The 16,445-nt window shown below is 59.2% G+C and carries 14 protein-coding genes; 9 read left to right on the top strand and 5 right to left on the bottom strand.

The features are described 5' to 3' along the window. Positions 1-3 precede the first annotated feature (3 nt). From V2P20_RS18660 to V2P20_RS18650, 3 genes are all read right to left on the bottom strand, one after another. Positions 4-450 carry a hypothetical protein gene (locus V2P20_RS18660; protein WP_331820999.1) on the bottom strand — a complete coding sequence of 149 codons (447 nt, stop codon included), beginning with the start codon at positions 448-450 and terminating at the stop codon, positions 4-6. Positions 451-587: 137 nt separating this feature from the next. Further along, a complete protein-coding gene (locus V2P20_RS18655) occupies positions 588-1,172 on the bottom strand; it encodes a HupE/UreJ family protein (protein WP_331820997.1) in 585 nt (194 codons plus the stop codon). Between the two features lie 33 nt (positions 1,173-1,205). Beyond that, entirely contained in the window at positions 1,206-1,502 is a 297-nt protein-coding gene (locus tag V2P20_RS18650) for a hypothetical protein (RefSeq protein WP_331820995.1), read from the bottom strand. A 38-nt stretch (positions 1,503-1,540) separates the two neighbouring features. Between V2P20_RS18650 and V2P20_RS18645 the strand changes: the two genes are divergently transcribed. From V2P20_RS18645 to V2P20_RS18605, 9 genes are all read left to right on the top strand, one after another. After that, complete coding sequence (locus tag V2P20_RS18645; protein WP_331820993.1) at positions 1,541-3,304, top strand: thiamine pyrophosphate-requiring protein; 1,764 nt, start codon at positions 1,541-1,543, stop codon at positions 3,302-3,304. Positions 3,305-3,315: 11 nt separating this feature from the next. After that, on the top strand, positions 3,316-4,422 hold the full coding sequence (locus V2P20_RS18640; protein ID WP_331820991.1) for an enolase C-terminal domain-like protein: 1,107 nt from the start codon (positions 3,316-3,318) through the stop codon (positions 4,420-4,422). Between the two features lie 49 nt (positions 4,423-4,471). Next, positions 4,472-7,366, top strand: a complete 2,895-nt coding sequence (locus V2P20_RS18635) for an FAD-linked oxidase C-terminal domain-containing protein (protein WP_331820989.1) — start codon at positions 4,472-4,474, stop codon at positions 7,364-7,366. A gap of 56 nt (positions 7,367-7,422) precedes the next feature. Beyond that, entirely contained in the window at positions 7,423-8,472 is a 1,050-nt protein-coding gene (locus V2P20_RS18630; protein ID WP_331820987.1) for an SDR family oxidoreductase, read from the top strand. Between the two features lie 319 nt (positions 8,473-8,791). Next, positions 8,792-9,949 (top strand): c-type cytochrome, encoded by a 1,158-nt coding sequence (locus V2P20_RS18625; protein ID WP_331820985.1) that lies wholly within the window; start codon positions 8,792-8,794, stop codon positions 9,947-9,949. Next, positions 9,946-10,923 carry a cytochrome c oxidase subunit II gene (gene coxB, locus V2P20_RS18620; RefSeq protein ID WP_331820983.1) on the top strand — a complete coding sequence of 326 codons (978 nt, stop codon included), beginning with the start codon at positions 9,946-9,948 and terminating at the stop codon, positions 10,921-10,923. The genes V2P20_RS18625 and coxB overlap by 4 nt, the downstream gene beginning before the upstream one ends. 5 nt (positions 10,924-10,928) lie before the next feature. Beyond that, positions 10,929-11,993 carry a sodium:calcium antiporter gene (locus V2P20_RS18615; RefSeq protein WP_331820981.1) on the top strand — a complete coding sequence of 355 codons (1,065 nt, stop codon included), beginning with the start codon at positions 10,929-10,931 and terminating at the stop codon, positions 11,991-11,993. After that, positions 11,993-14,536: a cytochrome c oxidase subunit I gene (gene ctaD, locus V2P20_RS18610; protein WP_331820979.1), complete on the top strand. Its 2,544-nt coding sequence runs from the start codon at positions 11,993-11,995 to the stop codon at positions 14,534-14,536. The genes V2P20_RS18615 and ctaD overlap by 1 nt, the downstream gene beginning before the upstream one ends. Then, positions 14,533-14,913 carry a hypothetical protein gene (locus tag V2P20_RS18605; RefSeq protein ID WP_331820977.1) on the top strand — a complete coding sequence of 127 codons (381 nt, stop codon included), beginning with the start codon at positions 14,533-14,535 and terminating at the stop codon, positions 14,911-14,913. Before ctaD ends, V2P20_RS18605 begins: the two co-directional genes overlap by 4 nt. A 45-nt stretch (positions 14,914-14,958) precedes the next feature. Here the strand turns inward: V2P20_RS18605 and V2P20_RS18600 are convergent, their stop codons facing one another. Both V2P20_RS18600 and V2P20_RS18595 read right to left on the bottom strand, forming a co-directional pair. Further along, positions 14,959-16,065: an AI-2E family transporter gene (locus V2P20_RS18600; RefSeq protein WP_331820975.1), complete on the bottom strand. Its 1,107-nt coding sequence runs from the start codon at positions 16,063-16,065 to the stop codon at positions 14,959-14,961. Positions 16,066-16,087: 22 nt separating this feature from the next. Beyond that, the gene (locus tag V2P20_RS18595) at positions 16,088-16,444 is read right to left on the bottom strand and encodes a BON domain-containing protein (RefSeq protein ID WP_331820973.1); all 357 of its coding nucleotides are present in this window, start codon (positions 16,442-16,444) and stop codon (positions 16,088-16,090) included. Position 16,445 lies beyond the last annotated feature (1 nt).

Genomic DNA, 16,445 nt, shown 5'->3' with positions numbered 1-16,445 from the left:
CTTTTATTGTTTTCTATTAAACAACTGTGGTCCTTTAGGCTGGGCTTTCTCCTGCAAACAATGGTAAGCCGCATTTTCATACTTGATGACCAAAGACTGAGTGCTTTTATGCTCGGTAATAAACTTCTTGGCTTCATCGGCCGTCAAGTCTTTCATTAAGAAAGTCGCGATGCACATGCAGGCATCTTCGAGCCGTCCCTTGTCGGACTCTTTATTGATTGAATTTTTCAGCTCTCTCTCTACGCATTGGTCCGCAAACTGATGCTCGAAAGTATGTTTCTGAACATCGGTCACGACCACATCATGCGAATGGTCAAAAGGATTATGCACTTCGGCGCTGGCCGGCTTTTGTTCTTCCTTATCATCCGAACAGCCCGCCATAGACAATGCCAGAACAGTGCCGGTCAAAGCCGCAAAAAAGAGATTTCTTGTAAAGATAAACGTTTTCATAAATTTGAGTCGTAATAGTTAAAATTCTAATCGGCTATTCAGGCAACCGGAAAAACCTTAAGGCTGGCCACGATAAATCTTGAACTTTATCATTTTATGCAGCCTCGTTCTACTGATCATCGGTTAAAGAGTGCGATTCAGCCAATACTCAGGTAAATGCCGCCAAGTGTTATTGCACCGCCGGCCAAACGCATCGCTTTTTCCGTGCTGAGTTTTCTCAGAATAACGCCCATAGCCATGCCGCCAGCATGCAGTAATATCGTCGCCAGCACAAAACCCAGACCATAGGGAACCGCATTGGCTGCCGATGGCATTTCAACGCCATGCATATAACCGTGGCACAGCGCAAAAACACCGATCATGCCCGCACTGAACGCCAGAGGCATCTCAAAAGCACCGGCAACCAACGCGCCTAGAACCAGCACCGACATCAGAATACCCTGCTCAGCATAAGGCAGGGCCACGCCTGCAAGGCCAAGCATGCCGCCAGCCATCATCATGACTACAAAAGCGCAGGGCATGGCCCATAGCGAGCGCCCGCCCTGCTGCACGGCCCACAATCCCACCGCAACCATGGCAAGCACATGGTCGGCGCCGCTTATGGGATGACTGAAACCGGGAACGAATCCCATCACATCATGAGCGCCCGTATGCGCCCAGGCAGAAACCGGCGCAAGAACGCACGATATCGGAACAAACAACTGCAGGACTGATTTTTTCATGGCATTTACCTTGTCTTGTAAGCGGCAGTTTTTTTATCTTTCAAGGCTAATCCGAGGCATTTTAATCAGCCGATCGGCCGCATGCCAGATAAAAAAATATTGGCATAAGCTCGTTAGCGCACATAACTGCGCAAAATCGATACGTAAGCTGTTAAAGACACAAGCGATCAGGAGAATGACATGGCCACCACCAAAAAAGACCAGCCCGATAAAAATACGCCCCGTAAATGCGCCCATCCCGGCTGTAATTGTCCGGCGCGACCGGGTGAACAATACTGCAGCGACTTTTGCGAAAACATCGTCGGCGCCGATGTCTGCGGTTGCGGACATACCGACTGCAAACCCCATACCCATGCAGAGGCCGGAACATGAAAGAAAACGTCAGCGATTTTTTATTGCGGCGCCTGTCTGACTGGGGCGTCAAACGCATCTATGGTTATCCGGGCGACGGCATCAACGGGATTATGGGCGCACTGAACCGGGCTAACGATATGATCGACTTTGTTCAGGTGCGGCATGAGGAGATGGCGGCTTTTATGGCCTGCGCGCACGCCAAATTCACCGGCGAGGTCGGTGTGTGCCTTGCCACCTCAGGCCCTGGTGCGATCCATTTGCTGAACGGCTTATATGATGCCAAGCTCGACCATCAGCCCGTGGTCGCCATTGCCGGCCAGCAGAAGCGGATGGCATTGGGAGGCAACTACCAGCAGGAAGTCGACCTCACATCGTTGTTCAAGGATGTCGCGCATGAATATGTGCATATGGTGACTACGCCCGCCCAAATGCGCCATATGGTTGACCGGGCCATGCGCATTGCCCAAGCCGAGCGTAATGTGTGCTGCATCATCATACCGAACGATATTCAGGAAATGGATGCCGAAAAGCCGCCGCGCGAGCATGGCACCGTGCATTCGGGCCTCGGCTACGCGGCGCCGCGCAACGTACCCCATACCGAGGAGCTGCAGCGCGCCGCCGACATCCTGAACGCCGGCGAAAAAGTCGCGATGCTGGTCGGCGCCGGTGCGCTGCATGCCACGAACGAAGTTCTTGAGGTTGCCGAACTGCTCGGGGCCGGCATTGCCAAGGCATTGCTGGGCAAAGCCGCCGTGCCGGATGATCTCCCTTTTGTGACCGGCTCCATCGGCCTGTTGGGCACTAAGCCCAGCTACGAGATGATGACCGATTGCGACACGCTGCTGATGGTCGGATCGAGCTTTCCCTATTCCGAATTCCTGCCCGAAGAAGGCCAGGCGCGCGGCGTGCAGATCGACATCAATGCCCGCATGATCAGTATCCGCTATCCGATGGAAGTGAATCTGGTCGGCGACAGCGCCGAGACGCTCAGAATGCTGATTCCGCTGCTGCACAAGAAAGAAGACCGCTCCTGGCGGCACCGCATCGAAAGGCATGTAAAATATTGGTGGGAAAAGATGGAGGAACGCGCCATGGAATCGGCCGACCCGATCAATCCGCAGCGCGTCTTTTGGGAACTTTCGCCGCGGCTGCCCGATAACTGCATCGTAACCTGCGATTCCGGCTCGGCGGCCAACTGGTATGCGCGCGATGTGAAAATCCGCCAGGGCATGATGGCCTCGCTGTCCGGGGGACTCGCGACCATGGGGCCGGGCGTGCCTTACGCGATTGCGGCCAAGTTCGCCCATCCCGAGCGCGTGGCGATTGCCCTGATCGGCGACGGCGCCATGCAGATGAACGGCATGAACGAAATCATCACGATCAGCAAGTACTGGCAGCGCTGGAGCGACCCGCGGCTGGTCGTGATGGTCCTCAACAACCGCGACCTGAACCAGGTGACCTGGGAGCAGCGCGCGATGGAAGGCGACCCGAAGTTCGAGGCCTCGCAAGACCTGCCGGATTTCCCCTATGCGCGCTTCGCCGAACTGAGCGGACTGCTGGGCATACGCGTCGATCAGCCTGAACAACTGGGCGATGCCTGGGACCGGGCGCTGAACGCCGATCGTCCGGCCGTTCTTGAGGTTTATGTCGACCCTGACGTGCCGCCTTTGCCGCCGCACATCACCTTCAAGCAGGCGAAGGCTTATGCCTCGGCCATCCTCAAAGGCGATCCGGATTCGATCGATATCATCAAGGCGTCCATGAAACAAATCTTTTAACCGGGACGACCATGAGCCGCCCCCGCTTCAGTGGCCCATCCATCACCAGCCTGCAAGGCTCGGCCTTTCGGATTCCGACCGCCACGCCGGAGTCCGACGGCACGCTAGAATGGACTTCGACCACGCTGGTGCTGGTTGAAGCCCAGGCAGGCGGCAAGACCGGCATCGGCTTCAGTTACGCGGACACAGCCACGGCAAAGCTGATTAATGACCTGCTTGCCAACGTTGTGGTTGGCTGCGATGCGCTGTCCGTGGCTTATTGCTGGAAGGTGATGATTGCGGCGATCCGCAATCTGGGCCGGCCGGGCATCTGTTCAATGGCGATCGCGGCCGTCGACAACGCACTGTGGGATTTAAAAGCCAAACTTCTTGAGATGCCTTTGGTTGCTTTATTAGGGCAGGTGCGCCCCGGGGTTAGAGCCTATGGCAGCGGCGGCTTCACCTCGTATTCGACGGAGCAATTGCAGGCGCAGTTAGGCGGTTGGACGGACCAGGGCATGACCATGGTCAAAATGAAGATCGGTCGAGAGCCGGACCGGGACATTGCTCGTGTCGATGCCGCGCGGCAGGCGATCGGCCAGAACAATGCGCTGTTTGTCGACGCCAATGGCGCCTATTCGCGCAAACAGGCGCTGGCCATGGCGCAGGCTTTTGCCAAGTTAGATGTGTCATGGTTTGAGGAGCCTGTCTCCAGCGATGACCTGGAAGGGCTGCGGCTGATACGCGACAGCGGGTCGCCGGGCATGAATATCAGCGCCGGCGAATATGGCTATGACAGCGTGTATTTCCGCCGCATGCTGGAAGCCGGCGCCGTCGATGTGCTGCAGGCCGACGCCACCCGCTGCGCAGGCATTACCGGCTTCATGCAGGCCGCCGCGCTCTGCCAGGCCTTCAATGTGCCGCTTTCCAGTCACTGCGCGCCCTCGATCCATGTACATCCCTGCTGCGCGGCCATACCGGTCCGGCATCTGGAGTTTTTTTACGACCATGTGCGCATCGAAAAAATGCTGTTCGACGGCGCGCTGGAACCAGTAAAAGGAGAGCTTGTGCCCGATCTTTCCCGGCCGGGCTTGGGATTAACCTTCAAGCGTGCGGATGCGTTGCGTTACGAGGTTTGAATAAACACCGTATCCGTTTCAAAAATCACGATTTCGTCGGGAGTTAGCCATGACGACCTCCACACTTGATGCGACCGCCCTCGCCGCCGAGCTCAGCCGAAGCATTCAGGGCGAAGTCCGGTTTGACAACGGCAGCCGCGCGCTTTATGCCACCGATGCCTCGAACTACCGCCAAGTGCCCATAGGCGTCGTCATTCCCAAATCGGTCGAGGATATCATTGCGACGGTTGCCGCCTGTCGCAGGCACAACGCCCCCATCGTCTCGCGCGGCGGCGGCACCAGTCTGGCAGGGCAATGCTGCAACGTGGCCGTGGTCATGGATATGTCCAAATACCTCAATCGCATACTCGAACTCGACCCCGACAGGAAAATCGCCCGGGTCGAGCCCGGCTGCGTCCTGGACGACTTGCGCGATGCCGCGGAAAAACATCATTTGACGTTCGCGCCCGATCCCTCGACGCATACGCATAACACTTTAGGCGGCATGATCGGCAACAACTCCTGCGGCGTGCACTCGCAAATGGGCGGCAAAACCGTCGACAACGTCATCGAGCTCGATATATTGCTCTATGACGGCACGCGTATGAAAGTCGGCAAAACCGATGCGCAGGAATTTGAGCGTATTGTGGCCGAAGGCGGGCGGTGCGGCGATATCTATGCGCGACTGAAGACGCTGGTTGACCAGCAGGCCGACCGCATCAGGGCGCGCTACCCGAAAATCCCGCGCCGCGTCTCCGGCTATAACCTTGACGAACTGCTGCCGGAAAACGATTTTAATGTGGCGCGCGCCCTGGTCGGTACGGAAGGGGCCTGCATGGTCATCCTGGAAGCCACGTTGCGGCTGGTCGACAGCCCCCCGTCAAGGTCGCTGCTGGTGCTGGGCTATCCGGACGTGTTCAGCGCCGGCGATCACGTGCCCGACATACTCCAGCATAACCCCATCGGCCTTGAAGGGCTTGATGACCGTCTGATCGAGGATATGAAAGCCATCAACCTGCACCCCCAGGACGTGCAGCTGCTGCCGGACGGCAACGGCTGGCTGCTGGCCGAGTTCGGCGGCGACAATAAAAACGAATCCGACGCCAAAGCCAACGCCTGCATGGAAGCGCTCAAGCAGTCAGGCAACCCGCCGACCATGAAATTGTTCGACAATCCCGTGGAAGAGAAAATGATCTGGACGGTGCGCGAGTCCGGATTGGGGGCGACCGCGCATGTGCCGAATAAAGAGATCACCTGGGAAGGCTGGGAAGACGCGGCCGTACCGCCCGACAAAGTGGGCGACTATCTGCGCGATTTCCGCAAGCTGCTGGAAAAATTCGGCTATGCCTGTGACCTGTACGGTCACTTCGGCGAAGGCTGCATTCATACCCGCATCGATTTCAATCTTGAAACCGAGGCCGGGATACTGACCTTTCACGCCTTTCTGAATGAAGCGGCCGATCTGGTCTTGAGCTACGGCGGCTCGCTATCCGGGGAACATGGCGACGGCCAGTCCAAAGCCGAATTCCTGCCGAAAATGTTTGGCGATGAATTGGTGCAGGCGTTCCGGGAATTCAAATCGATCTGGGACCCGGACGGAAAAATGAATCCGGGCAAGATCGTCGATGCCTACCTGCCGACGGAGAATCTGCGCCTTGGCACCGATTACAAACCGGAACTGCCCGTTACCCATTTCCAGTATCCGAAAGACAGAGGGCTGTTCAGCCGGGTCACCCTGCGCTGCGTCGGCATCGGCAATTGCCGCCAGCATCATTCCCAGACCATGTGCCCCAGCTACCGGGTGACGCGCGAAGAAAAGCATTGCACCCGCGGCCGGGCCCGGCTGCTGTTTGAAACCATGCGCGGCGAAGTCATTACCGAACGCTGGCAAAGCGAAGCGATGAAAGATGCGCTCGATCTGTGCCTGGCCTGCAAAGGCTGCAAGGGCGACTGTCCGGTCCACGTCGATATGGCGACTTATAAGGCCGAGTTTCTGGCGCATTACTACCGGCACAAGCGGCGCCCGCGCCAGGCTTACGTGTTCGGCTGGATCAACCGCTGGGCCGAGCTGACCTCCTATGCGCCAGGACTGGTCAATTGGCTGGCGCAGGCGCCGGGCTTCAGCGGTCTGATAAAGAAAGTGGCCGGCGTGCATCCACAACGCCGGCTGCCGCAGTTTGCTCCGGAAACGTTCCGGCACTGGTTCCAGCAGCGGGAACCGCGCAATCTGGACAAGCCGCTCGTTATTCTCTGGCCGGATACGTTCAACAATCATTTTCATCCGGAAACCGCCAAAGCCGCAGTCATGGTGCTCGAAGCTGCAGGCTTTCAGGTGCGCATTCCCGAGCGCCAAATTTGCTGCGGCCGGCCGTTGTATGACTTCGGCATGCTGGACCAGGCCAAGAAGCAACTGCAGCAAATCCTTACCGATCTGAGCGAAGCCATTAACAGCGGCGTTCCCGTCATAGGACTGGAACCTGCATGCGTTGCCGTGTTCCGCGACGAGCTGGTGAATCTCTTCCCCAAGGATGAACTCGCGCAAAAGTTGAACCAGCAAACGTATTTTTTCAGTGAATTCCTGCTGACGAAAGCGCCGGAATTTCCATTCCCGAAGCTAACGCGCAAAGCCCTGCTGCACGGACACTGCCATCAAAAAGCCATCGTTAAAATGGATCACGAACGAACCCTGCTCAACAAGCTTGGCTTGGACTGGCGCTATCTCGACTCGGGCTGCTGCGGCATGGCCGGCTCGTTCGGCTTCGAAAAAGAGAAGTTTGAGGTATCGAGCCAGATAGGCGAGCTGGTCTTGCTGCCCGAGGTAAGAGCCGCTCCGCCTGATACCCTGATTGTGGCTGACGGCTACAGCTGCCGCGAGCAGATTGCCCAGATGACCGAGCGGCGCGGCCTGCATATAGCCGAAGTCATTCTCATGGCAATGCAGAATCAAAAGAACGCCGAGATTTGACGAACCGAAACCCGCTGAAATTACGATTTCCCAATGAGAGGCAAGGAGATTTCATCATGACCAATAAGCATCTGAAACGAACCGGCACGGATCAAAAAGGCCAGGTTGTCGTAATCACGGGTGCAGGTGCCGGCGTAGGCCGCGCGACCGTGCGGGAATTTGCCAGAACCGGCGCCCGCATCGGCTTGCTCGACCGCGATCAACCCCGTCTCGAGCAGGCGGCCGGCGAAGTGCGCAGCCTGGGCGGAGAAGCTGTGATTTGTAAAACGGACGTCGCCGAAGCAACCCAGGTCGAAGCGGCAGCTGCGCATGTGGAAGCGGCCTTCGGCCCGATCGATATCTGGATCAACAACGCCATGGCGACGATCTATTCGCCCTTCCAGGAAATCGCCGCAGACGATTACAAGCGCGCGACCGAAGTCACTTATCTGGGCGCCGTCTACGGCACGATGGCGGCGCTCCGGCGCATGAAACCCAGGAACTATGGCATCATCATTCAGGTCGGGTCGGCTCTGGCCTACCGGGCGATTCCGCTGCAATCGCCCTACTGCGGCGCCAAGTTCGCAATTCGCGGCTTCACGGATGCCGTGCGTAGCGAGCTGCTGCATGACCGCAGCAGGATCAGACTGACAATGGTGCAGATGCCGGCGCTCAACACGCCGCAGTTCGAATGGGGCAAGAACCGCATGCCGATGCGGCCGCAGCCGGTGCCGCCCATTTTCGAGCCGGAGATGGCGGCCAAAGCCATCTTCTGGGCCAGCCGCCACAAACGGCGCGAAGTTTATGTGGGCTGGCCGACTGTCAAAGCCATCTGGGCGAACAAGTTCATACCCGGCCTGATCGATCGCTATCTGGCGCGCACGGGTTACGAGGGTCAGCAGAGCGAGCAGCCGGCCGATACCGCCGCTCCGGATAATTTGTGGCAGCCAGTGGCAGGCGATTTCGCCGCCCATGGCCGCTTCGACCGGCGCGCCAGACCCGGCACGCTGCAGCTTTGGGCCAGCCTGTACCGTGAACCGATCGCCCTGGGCCTGCTCGTAACCGGCCTATGGACTTTCAAGCGCCTACGCGGCAGGCATGAAAAAATGCTGACACAGCTGCACTGATGCTGACGCAGGCGCCAGTATCGGCGTCCGATGAACCCGACGATGGCATCGGGCTGATGATCAAACCCGACGCACTTCGGCTCATTTCCATTGTCATAGAAAAAACAATGCAATTGCCTTAACGCTCTGCGGCCAAGCGCCTGAACCGGTTAGCTAACCTGAAAAGACAACAGTATCCTCCTGGCGGCAGGACATCGTGGATACAAGGAGAGCAACGCATGCACACCAAGTCTGTAAAGTTGTTTACAGTTGCGGCACTCGCATACTTGCCGCTGCCGGTATGTTTGGCGCCCTTTACATCGGCTTCGGGAAGAATCTCATGCTGGCTTGGATAACCCGGCATTGGCATTCTCTTCTGCTCTGGGGGCTCGGGCTTTTTGCCGCGGGCGTTGCGCTTGCCTTCATTATCGCTTATTCCGGGATTTTCAACATCGCGGCGAGCGCGGGCCATCCCGCCTGGATGGAATGGTTTCTGCAGTTTGGCAAGGAGCGTTCGGTCAAAGTCAACAGCAGACCTATTGTACCGCCAGAGCTGGACTTTGCCGAACTGGTGCCGCTGGGCGCGGCACACTTTCAAGGCACCTGCGCCATCTGCCATGGCGCGCCGGGGCAACCGGTCAACCCGGTTTTCGATCATATGCTGCCGTCGCCTCCCGATCTGCAAAAGCATGTGCGCTACTGGAACCGCGAACAACTGTTCTGGATCGCGCGCCATGGCCTTCAGTTCACCGGCATGCCGGCCTGGAGCGGCGGCGACCGCGATGATGAAGTCTGGGCGGTCGTCGCCTTCCTGGAAGCCATGCCGTCAATGACCAAAGCGGATTACCACCGCTACGCCAGCGGCCATAGCGAGATACCAGGCGCTTCCGCTCAGGAGTTTGTGCACGAGGGCCGGCCCAGGCTCGATCTCACTGCATGCAACCGCTGCCACGATACCGCTGACGCATCCCCTACCAGCCTGCATATACCGCGCCTCGGCGGCCAGGATGAAGCTTATCTGAAAAGGGCGCTGCAGGAATATCGGGACGATTCCCGGCAGAGCGGCTTCATGGAGCCGGTAGCGGACGATCTCGATGATGAGCAGATTGACCGGCTGGCCGCCTACTACGCCACCTTAAAGCCATTCCCTCACAAGCAGGCGGCACCCTCCTCACCGGAAACGCGTGAGCTAGGGCGACGTCTGGCCGAGCAAGGCGACCGGGAGCGCAGGATTCCGGCCTGTCTCTCGTGCCACGGCGGCAAGGGGCGGGAAGATTATCCGCGCCTGGTCGGCCAGTCCGAGCCGTATATCAGGCAGCAATTGCAGGTCTGGCGCCGGGGCGGCCGCAACCAGACGCCGCACGGCGCCATGATGTCCGTCGTGGCCAGACGGCTGACGGATCAGCAGGTTGAAGCCGCGGCGGCGTTCTTCGCGAACCAACCGCCGCAGGCCGGGCGCGCCTCGTCAGGCAAAGAGGAAGAGGCGGCGCGGCCATGAACATCTTAAAACCGTTTTTGCTTATAGTGTTGCCGACACTGGCAAGCTGCGCCGGCGAGCAGTCGGCCTTCGTCGGCCTCGGGCCGGTCGCATCGCGCATTTCACTGCTGATGTGGATCATGTTCATTGCCGCCGCACTGATCACGGTGCTCATGTGCGTGCTGGTCTTCGTTGCCATCACCGGCTCCGGCAGTTGGCGCCAAACGCTGACCCGGGAAAAAACCGTGGTGCTGGGCGGCATTGCCTTCCCGGTCGTGACCTTGAGCGCGCTGCTGATTTACGGCTTTTCGGTATTGCGCGTCGGGGAGGAGCTGGTCCAGGCCGAAAATCCGGTGCGCATCGCCATGGTCGGAGAGCAATGGTGGTGGCGTGTGATTTACCGGCACGACGATGGCCGCACGACGGAAAGCGCCAATGAAATCCGCATCCCTACAGGCCGTCCTGTTGAAATCGAATTGACGACGGCGGACGTAATCCACAGTTTCTGGCTGCCGGCCTATGCAGGCAAGGTCGATATGATCCCCGGCCATACCAACCACCTGCATTTCATCGCCGACAAGCCCGGCGTCGTGCGCGGCCAGTGCGCGGAATACTGCGGCGGCGCCCATGCGCTGATGGCTTTTTACGCCATGGCGATGGCGCCGGCCGATTATGATGCCTGGCTCGCCAAGGAAAAGGCCGATGCGAAGCCGGGGCCCGACAAGGCAGGCGAAAGGCTGTTCCTGGCCAGCGGCTGCGGCGGCTGCCATACCGTTCGCGGTACTCAAGCCAATGGCACGGTAGGGCCGGACCTGACGCATGTCGGCGGCCGGCTGTCGCTCGGCGCCGGCATTCTGCCGAAAACGCCGGAAAATTTTGCCCGCTGGATCGGCCGGCACCAGCGGCTTAAACCGGAAAACCTGATGCCGCCGTTCGGCTTTTTTTCCGAAGATGAGCTTCGGTCCTTGTCGGCTTATCTGAACGGTCTGGAGTAAGCGCCATGTTTAATTTCAGTAGCTACGACCTGACGACCAACCTGTGGATCTTCGCAGCGGCCGCCGGCGCGGTCTGGATCGCCGGCACCAAGCTCATCGTTTATGCCGATGAACTGGCCGAGCGCTTCAGCCTTAGCCGGGCAGTGCTCGGGCTGCTGCTGCTCGCCAGCATGACCTCGCTGCCGGAAATCGCCGCCGGCTTCACCGCCGCCCGCAGCGGCTACCCCGAACTGTCCGTCAACAACCTGCTCGGCGCCATCGCCTTGCAGATAGCGCTGCTGGCCGTGGCCGACATGATCATCGACGAACAAGCGCTGACATCGATCATCCCCAATCCCATGGTGATGCTGCAGGCCGCGTTTAACGTCTGCCTGCTGGCTTTGGTCACGATCACCGTGCTTGTCGGCGACGCGCCGTTTCTCGGCGCCGGCGTCGGGTCATGGTTGGTTTTTGCGGTGGCCGTCTACAGTTTTATCAAAGTCCGTGAAGCCGACAGGAACTATCCCTGGGTGGTCAATAATCCCGACACTAATCATCTCGACCGGGAATACAGCCCGAATGCCGGAGCGCACGAGCGCTCGCTCGAAGACGACAGCACGGCCTGGCTCATGGCCAAAACCCTGTTCAGCGCACTGACTATCCTGCTGGCAGGCTATGTCGTGGCAAACGTCGGGGATGCAATCGCCAAACAGACCGGTCTGGGAGACTCGTTCGTCGGCTTTACGCTGGTCTCTATCGCTACGTCGCTGCCGGAAGCGAGCACGGTATTCGCCAGTGTGCGCCGCCGCCTCTACACGATGGCCATTTCCGAAATCCTGGGCACCACCGCTTTCAATGTAGCGCTGCTGCTAGGCGTTGACGCGCTGGCGGACGGCGAGCCGGTGCTGTCGCGCGTCGGTAATTTTACCGCGGTCGGGGCGCTGCTGGGCTTGGCGGCCACCGGCATCCTGCTGGCAGGGCTCGTCGAACGGGCCAATCGCACCTTTTTGCGTATGGGCATAGACTCGTTGGCCATTCTTGTCGCTTATTCCTGCGGCATGTTTTTGCTCTATTCCATGAGGGGGAGTTAGTGGCAAATATCACTGAAGAACAACCTGCGCTGCCCAACCGCTCGCCGCGGCCGCCGGGCGAAAAGGAAGAACTGCTGCGCATCTGGGAAACCCCGCCCGGCTGGCGCTGGATTTCGGCGGTCAACAATACGGTCGTGGGGCTGCTTTATCTGGGCGCCGCCTTCGCTTTTTTCGTGCTGGCGGGGCTCCTGGCCCTGGTCATGCGCACGCAGCTGGCCCTGCCCGAGAATGAACTGGTCAGCCAGGACCTCTACAATCAGATGTTCACCGTGCACGGCACGACGATGATGTTTCTGTTCGCGGTGCCGGCCATGGAGGCGCTGGGCGTGCTGCTGCTGCCGCAGATGCTGGCCGCGCGCGACCTGCCGTTTCCGCGCCTGAGCGCGTTCGCGATCTGGGCCTATATCATCGGCGGCTCGGTGTTTTTTTCGACCGTTTTTTACGATCTGGCGCCCAAAGGCGGCTGGTTCATGTATCCGCCTTTGACGCTGACGGCCTTTTCGCCGGGCGACAATGCCGATTTCTGGCTGTTAGGCATCGGGTTCATCGAAATCTCGGCCATCGCGGGCGCCATCGAGATCATCGTCGGCACGCTGCGGACGCGGCCGCCCGGCATGTCGCTCGACAAACTGCCCATTTTCGGCTGGTCCATGCTGGTGTTTGCCGGCATGATCGTGCTGGCGTTCCCGGCCGTGATTCTGGCGACCATGTTCCTGGAAATCGAGCGCTCGTTCGGCTGGCCTTTTTTTACCGCCGCGCAGGGCGGCGATCCGCTGCTGTGGCAGCATCTGTTCTGGTTTTTCGGCCATCCGGAGGTGTACATCATTTTCCTGCCGGCGGCTGGATTGGTGTCGATGATCGTGCCGACCATGGCGCGCACGCCGCTGGTCGGCTACCGGCTGATCGTCGTGGCCCTGATCGCGACGGCCTTTTTCAGTTTCGGCCTGTGGGTGCATCATATGTTCGCCACCGGCATCCCTTCGTTGAGCCTGGCCTTTTTTTCGGCGGCCAGTATGGCCGTGGCCGTGCCGTCCGGCATCCAGGTGTTTTCCTGGATCGCCACGATCGCCTCGTCCAAAGGCCGGTTCCGGCTGGAGACGCCGGGGCTTTACGTGCTGGGCATGCTGTTTATTTTCACGGTCGGCGGACTGACCGGCGTCATGGTGGCCATGGTGCCGTTCGACTGGCAGGCGCACGACACTTATTTCATCGTCGCGCATCTGCATTATGTGCTGGTCGGCGGCATGGTCTTTCCGCTGTTTGCCACCTTTTACTACTGGGCTCCCATGGTCAGCAAGCGCAGGCTTTCCGAGCGGCTGGGGAAATGGTCCTTCTGGCTGTTCTTTATCGGCTTCAACGTCGCGTTCCTGCCCATGCACATTTCCGGCCTGCTGGGCATGCCTCGCCGCGTCTGGACCTATTCGGCAACGTCAGGCTGGGGAACTTACAATATGGTCTCCACGATAGGCGCTTATATGATCGCAGCGGGCGTACTGGTTTTCATCATCGATCTGATCCGCAACTTCCGGGTCGGACAGAGCGAGGAAACCAATCCCTGGCAGGCCGGCACGCTGGAGTGGCTGCCGACCGACCTGTATTCCACGCGCACCATTCCGCATGTGACCAGCCGCGAGCCCTTGTGGTCGCAGCCCAACCTGCCCGAGCAGGTCGAGGCGGGCGAGCATTATCTGCCCGATGCGCCAACCGGCTTCCGCGAAACCATTATCACTTCGACCATCGATGGCAAACCGCAATACATCATTCAAATGCCCGGCAACGGCTGGATGCATTTCTTTACCGCCATCTTTACTGCGGCCTGCTTTCTGTTGTTGACCATCAAGGTGGTGGTGCCGGCTCTCATCTGCGGTGCACTGGCCATCCTGTGCTGCCTGGCCTGGGTGTGGGAGCTGGACAAAGGACCAGGCAAGGGGCCGGTGCCTATCGGCGGCGGGATTGAGCTGCCCATCTACGTCACCGGCCCCATCGGCCACGGCTGGTGGGCCATGGTGATCCTGATGCTGGTCGCGGCCTCGCTTTACTTCGCTTATGTGTTTTCCTATCTGTATACCTGGAGCGCATCGCCCAAGGTCTGGCCCGCCAGCGTGCAGGCTATGCCCGATTTACAGTGGCCGGCCTTGAGCGCCGCGCTGTTCATAGCCAGCGCGGCCGTGTTTGCCATCGCGAACAGGACCTTGGCGGCACCGGGCGGCAAACATGTATGGACGCCGCTGCTGATACTGTCAGGCGCGCTGTTGAGCGTGCTGGCCGTATATCTGGAATTCTGGTGCCAGTGGCAGGCGGGCTTAAGGCCCGCGGCATCGAGCTATGGCGCCATGGTCTACATGGGAGGCATTTTAGACGGACAGTTGGTGTTTGCCGTGCTGGTTATGTCGCTGTTTGTGATCGCCAGGCATTTTACCGGCAAGCTCGACCGTGTGCGCGCAGCCACGCTGGAAAACACCAGTTTGATGCTCTATTACACGGTAGGGCAGGCGCTTGTAGGCCATCTGCTGATTCATGGTTTCCCGAGGATGATTTTATGACGGCATCGAAGCATCCTTTTTCCGGAGAGTCGGTCGGCATATTGCTGATCACGCTGGCCGGCCCCCTCATCTGGGGGGTGCATTTCGGCATGGTCTACGCCCTCCATCACTTCATTTGCCTGCTGACAGGCAACAGCGCGGCCTTTTGGGCGCAGTCGGCTATCATCGCGGCCACCCTTGCAGCCTTGCTGGCGTTACTGCTGGCCGTCTTCAAGCCCGAAATCATACAGCGTCTGGTCAGATACGAGACGGCGCAGAAAATCAGCCAGTCGTTTCTGACCGGCGTCATGCGGCTCATGGCGCTGTTGTCGGTTTTCGGCGTGTTGTGGGCCGGCAGCGCGGCCTTATTATTGCCGGCGTGTGAGTCGATTGTATGATCGGTTAAAGGGCCCGGCTTGCTTTTCTGCCATGCGTTTTTTTCCTCAGGGCAATTTCACCGGCTCGCCCAGCACGTCCCGCATATACAGCATCTGCACCAGCACCATGATTACGACTGCCAGGGGCGAGGCGAGCAACAGCCCCAGAATGCCGAAACCGGCCCCCAGCACGAGCTGGGCGATCAGCAGCAGGGCCGGCGGCAGATCGACGACCCGCTGCTCGATAAAAGGCGTGATCAGATAGCCTTCCAGAGACTGCACCACGAAATAGAGGATGGCGATATAGAGCACGGTCGTTCCGTCCTGAGTCAGCCCGACCATCAGCGCCGGGATGGCGGCGATCAGCGGCCCGATGTTAGGGATGAAATCCAAGATCGCGGCGACCAGGCCCAGGATAAAAGCAAAAGGCACGCCCAGCACCGCCAGCCCGATGCCGATCATTACGCCGACGATGAGCATGGCCGCGATCCGGCCGAGCAGCCACCAGCGCAGCGTATGCCCGAGCCGGTCGAAAGTCTCGTGGACGCATGCCCTGCGCGCCTGCGGAAACAGGCGCGCCGTGCCGTCGATGTAGGTTTTCGGATCAGCCGCAAAATAAAGGCCCAGCACGGCCACCACCACGGCGCTGCCGAGCGCCCCGAATGCGGTCGAGAAAATCCCGGCGATTTTTGCCAGCTGCTTGGAATCGACCATGGAACTGCCGGCCCGGGACAGGGTATCCATGAACGCCGGCCCCCATTCGTACTGTTCGAGCGCGCTGCGCAGCCGCTCCGGCGCCGACGGCAACTCCTTGAACAACCGGTAGAAGCCATCGGCGAGCTTGGGGCCGTATAGCGCCAGAATCAGCGCAAAAAGCCCCAGCAGCACCGCCACCACCAACGTTAGCGACCAGCCCTCGGACAAAGGCGTGCGGCGGCTGATGAAGTCGGCCAGAGTGCGCAGAAACAGCGCCAGCAACAGGCTCGCGAAAACCAGCAGCAGAATCTGGGCCACTTGCCAGAGCATCAGCAGCAACGCAACAACCGCCGCGCCGACAGCGGCAATGATTAAAGTCCGTCTGGTCAGAAATCCGCTTGTGCTGCGCGCCGCGGCGGCTGCTTTGTTATCTGTCGCTTGGCTTTCGGGTATCCTGGCTTCATCCCTAGAATTCATGCGCCCATCTTCCTAGCGAAGCCTATTTAGACAGTGGGTTTTTAAGTTGTAGATTATTGTCTACCGATTTGACGCCCTCAACGCGTTGCGCAACCTCTGCTGCCGCATTGATAGCCTCCTGAGAGTCTACAAAGCCGTTTAATTGCACGACGCCCTGATGTGTTTCGACATTGACGTCAAAAGCACTCAGTCTGGAGTCGCCGACTATAGCCGCTTTCACCTTAGAAGTAATCATGGCGTCATCCACATATTCGCCGGCAGTTTCCCCTCCTCCGGCTGCCATATCCATTCTTTCAGCCGCCATTGCCGTCCCATAACCGGCTATTGATGTCAATATCACAGCTAGAGCAAATGCTGAACAAGATTTGATTGATTTCATA

Origin of the sequence: Methylobacter sp. Wu1 (assembly GCF_036553575.1) — a bacterium.
Lineage (GTDB): Bacteria > Pseudomonadota > Gammaproteobacteria > Methylococcales > Methylomonadaceae > Methylobacter.
Note: the sequence above shows the minus strand (reverse complement) of the source record. Positions and strands in the feature narration are given on the sequence as shown.

What these genes read in the sequence shown, in the direction of transcription:
- V2P20_RS18630 (WP_331820987.1), top strand. Translation starts at nt 7,423, where the DNA reads ATGACCAATAAGCATCTGAAACGAACCGGCACGGATCAAAAAGGCCAG.
- V2P20_RS18640 (WP_331820991.1), top strand. Translation starts at nt 3,316, where the DNA reads ATGAGCCGCCCCCGCTTCAGTGGCCCATCCATCACCAGCCTGCAAGGC.
- V2P20_RS18635 (WP_331820989.1), top strand. Translation starts at nt 4,472, where the DNA reads ATGACGACCTCCACACTTGATGCGACCGCCCTCGCCGCCGAGCTCAGC.
- V2P20_RS18625 (WP_331820985.1), top strand. Translation starts at nt 8,792, where the DNA reads ATGCTGGCTTGGATAACCCGGCATTGGCATTCTCTTCTGCTCTGGGGG.
- V2P20_RS18645 (WP_331820993.1), top strand. Translation starts at nt 1,541, where the DNA reads ATGAAAGAAAACGTCAGCGATTTTTTATTGCGGCGCCTGTCTGACTGG.
- V2P20_RS18600 (WP_331820975.1), bottom strand. Translation starts at nt 16,065, where the DNA reads ATGAATTCTAGGGATGAAGCCAGGATACCCGAAAGCCAAGCGACAGAT.
- V2P20_RS18660 (WP_331820999.1), bottom strand. Translation starts at nt 450, where the DNA reads ATGAAAACGTTTATCTTTACAAGAAATCTCTTTTTTGCGGCTTTGACC.
- V2P20_RS18615 (WP_331820981.1), top strand. Translation starts at nt 10,929, where the DNA reads ATGTTTAATTTCAGTAGCTACGACCTGACGACCAACCTGTGGATCTTC.
- V2P20_RS18655 (WP_331820997.1), bottom strand. Translation starts at nt 1,172, where the DNA reads ATGAAAAAATCAGTCCTGCAGTTGTTTGTTCCGATATCGTGCGTTCTT.
- V2P20_RS18650 (WP_331820995.1), bottom strand. Translation starts at nt 1,502, where the DNA reads ATGTCCGCAACCGCAGACATCGGCGCCGACGATGTTTTCGCAAAAGTC.
- V2P20_RS18595 (WP_331820973.1), bottom strand. Translation starts at nt 16,444, where the DNA reads ATGAAATCAATCAAATCTTGTTCAGCATTTGCTCTAGCTGTGATATTG.
- V2P20_RS18605 (WP_331820977.1), top strand. Translation starts at nt 14,533, where the DNA reads ATGACGGCATCGAAGCATCCTTTTTCCGGAGAGTCGGTCGGCATATTG.
- coxB (WP_331820983.1), top strand. Translation starts at nt 9,946, where the DNA reads ATGAACATCTTAAAACCGTTTTTGCTTATAGTGTTGCCGACACTGGCA.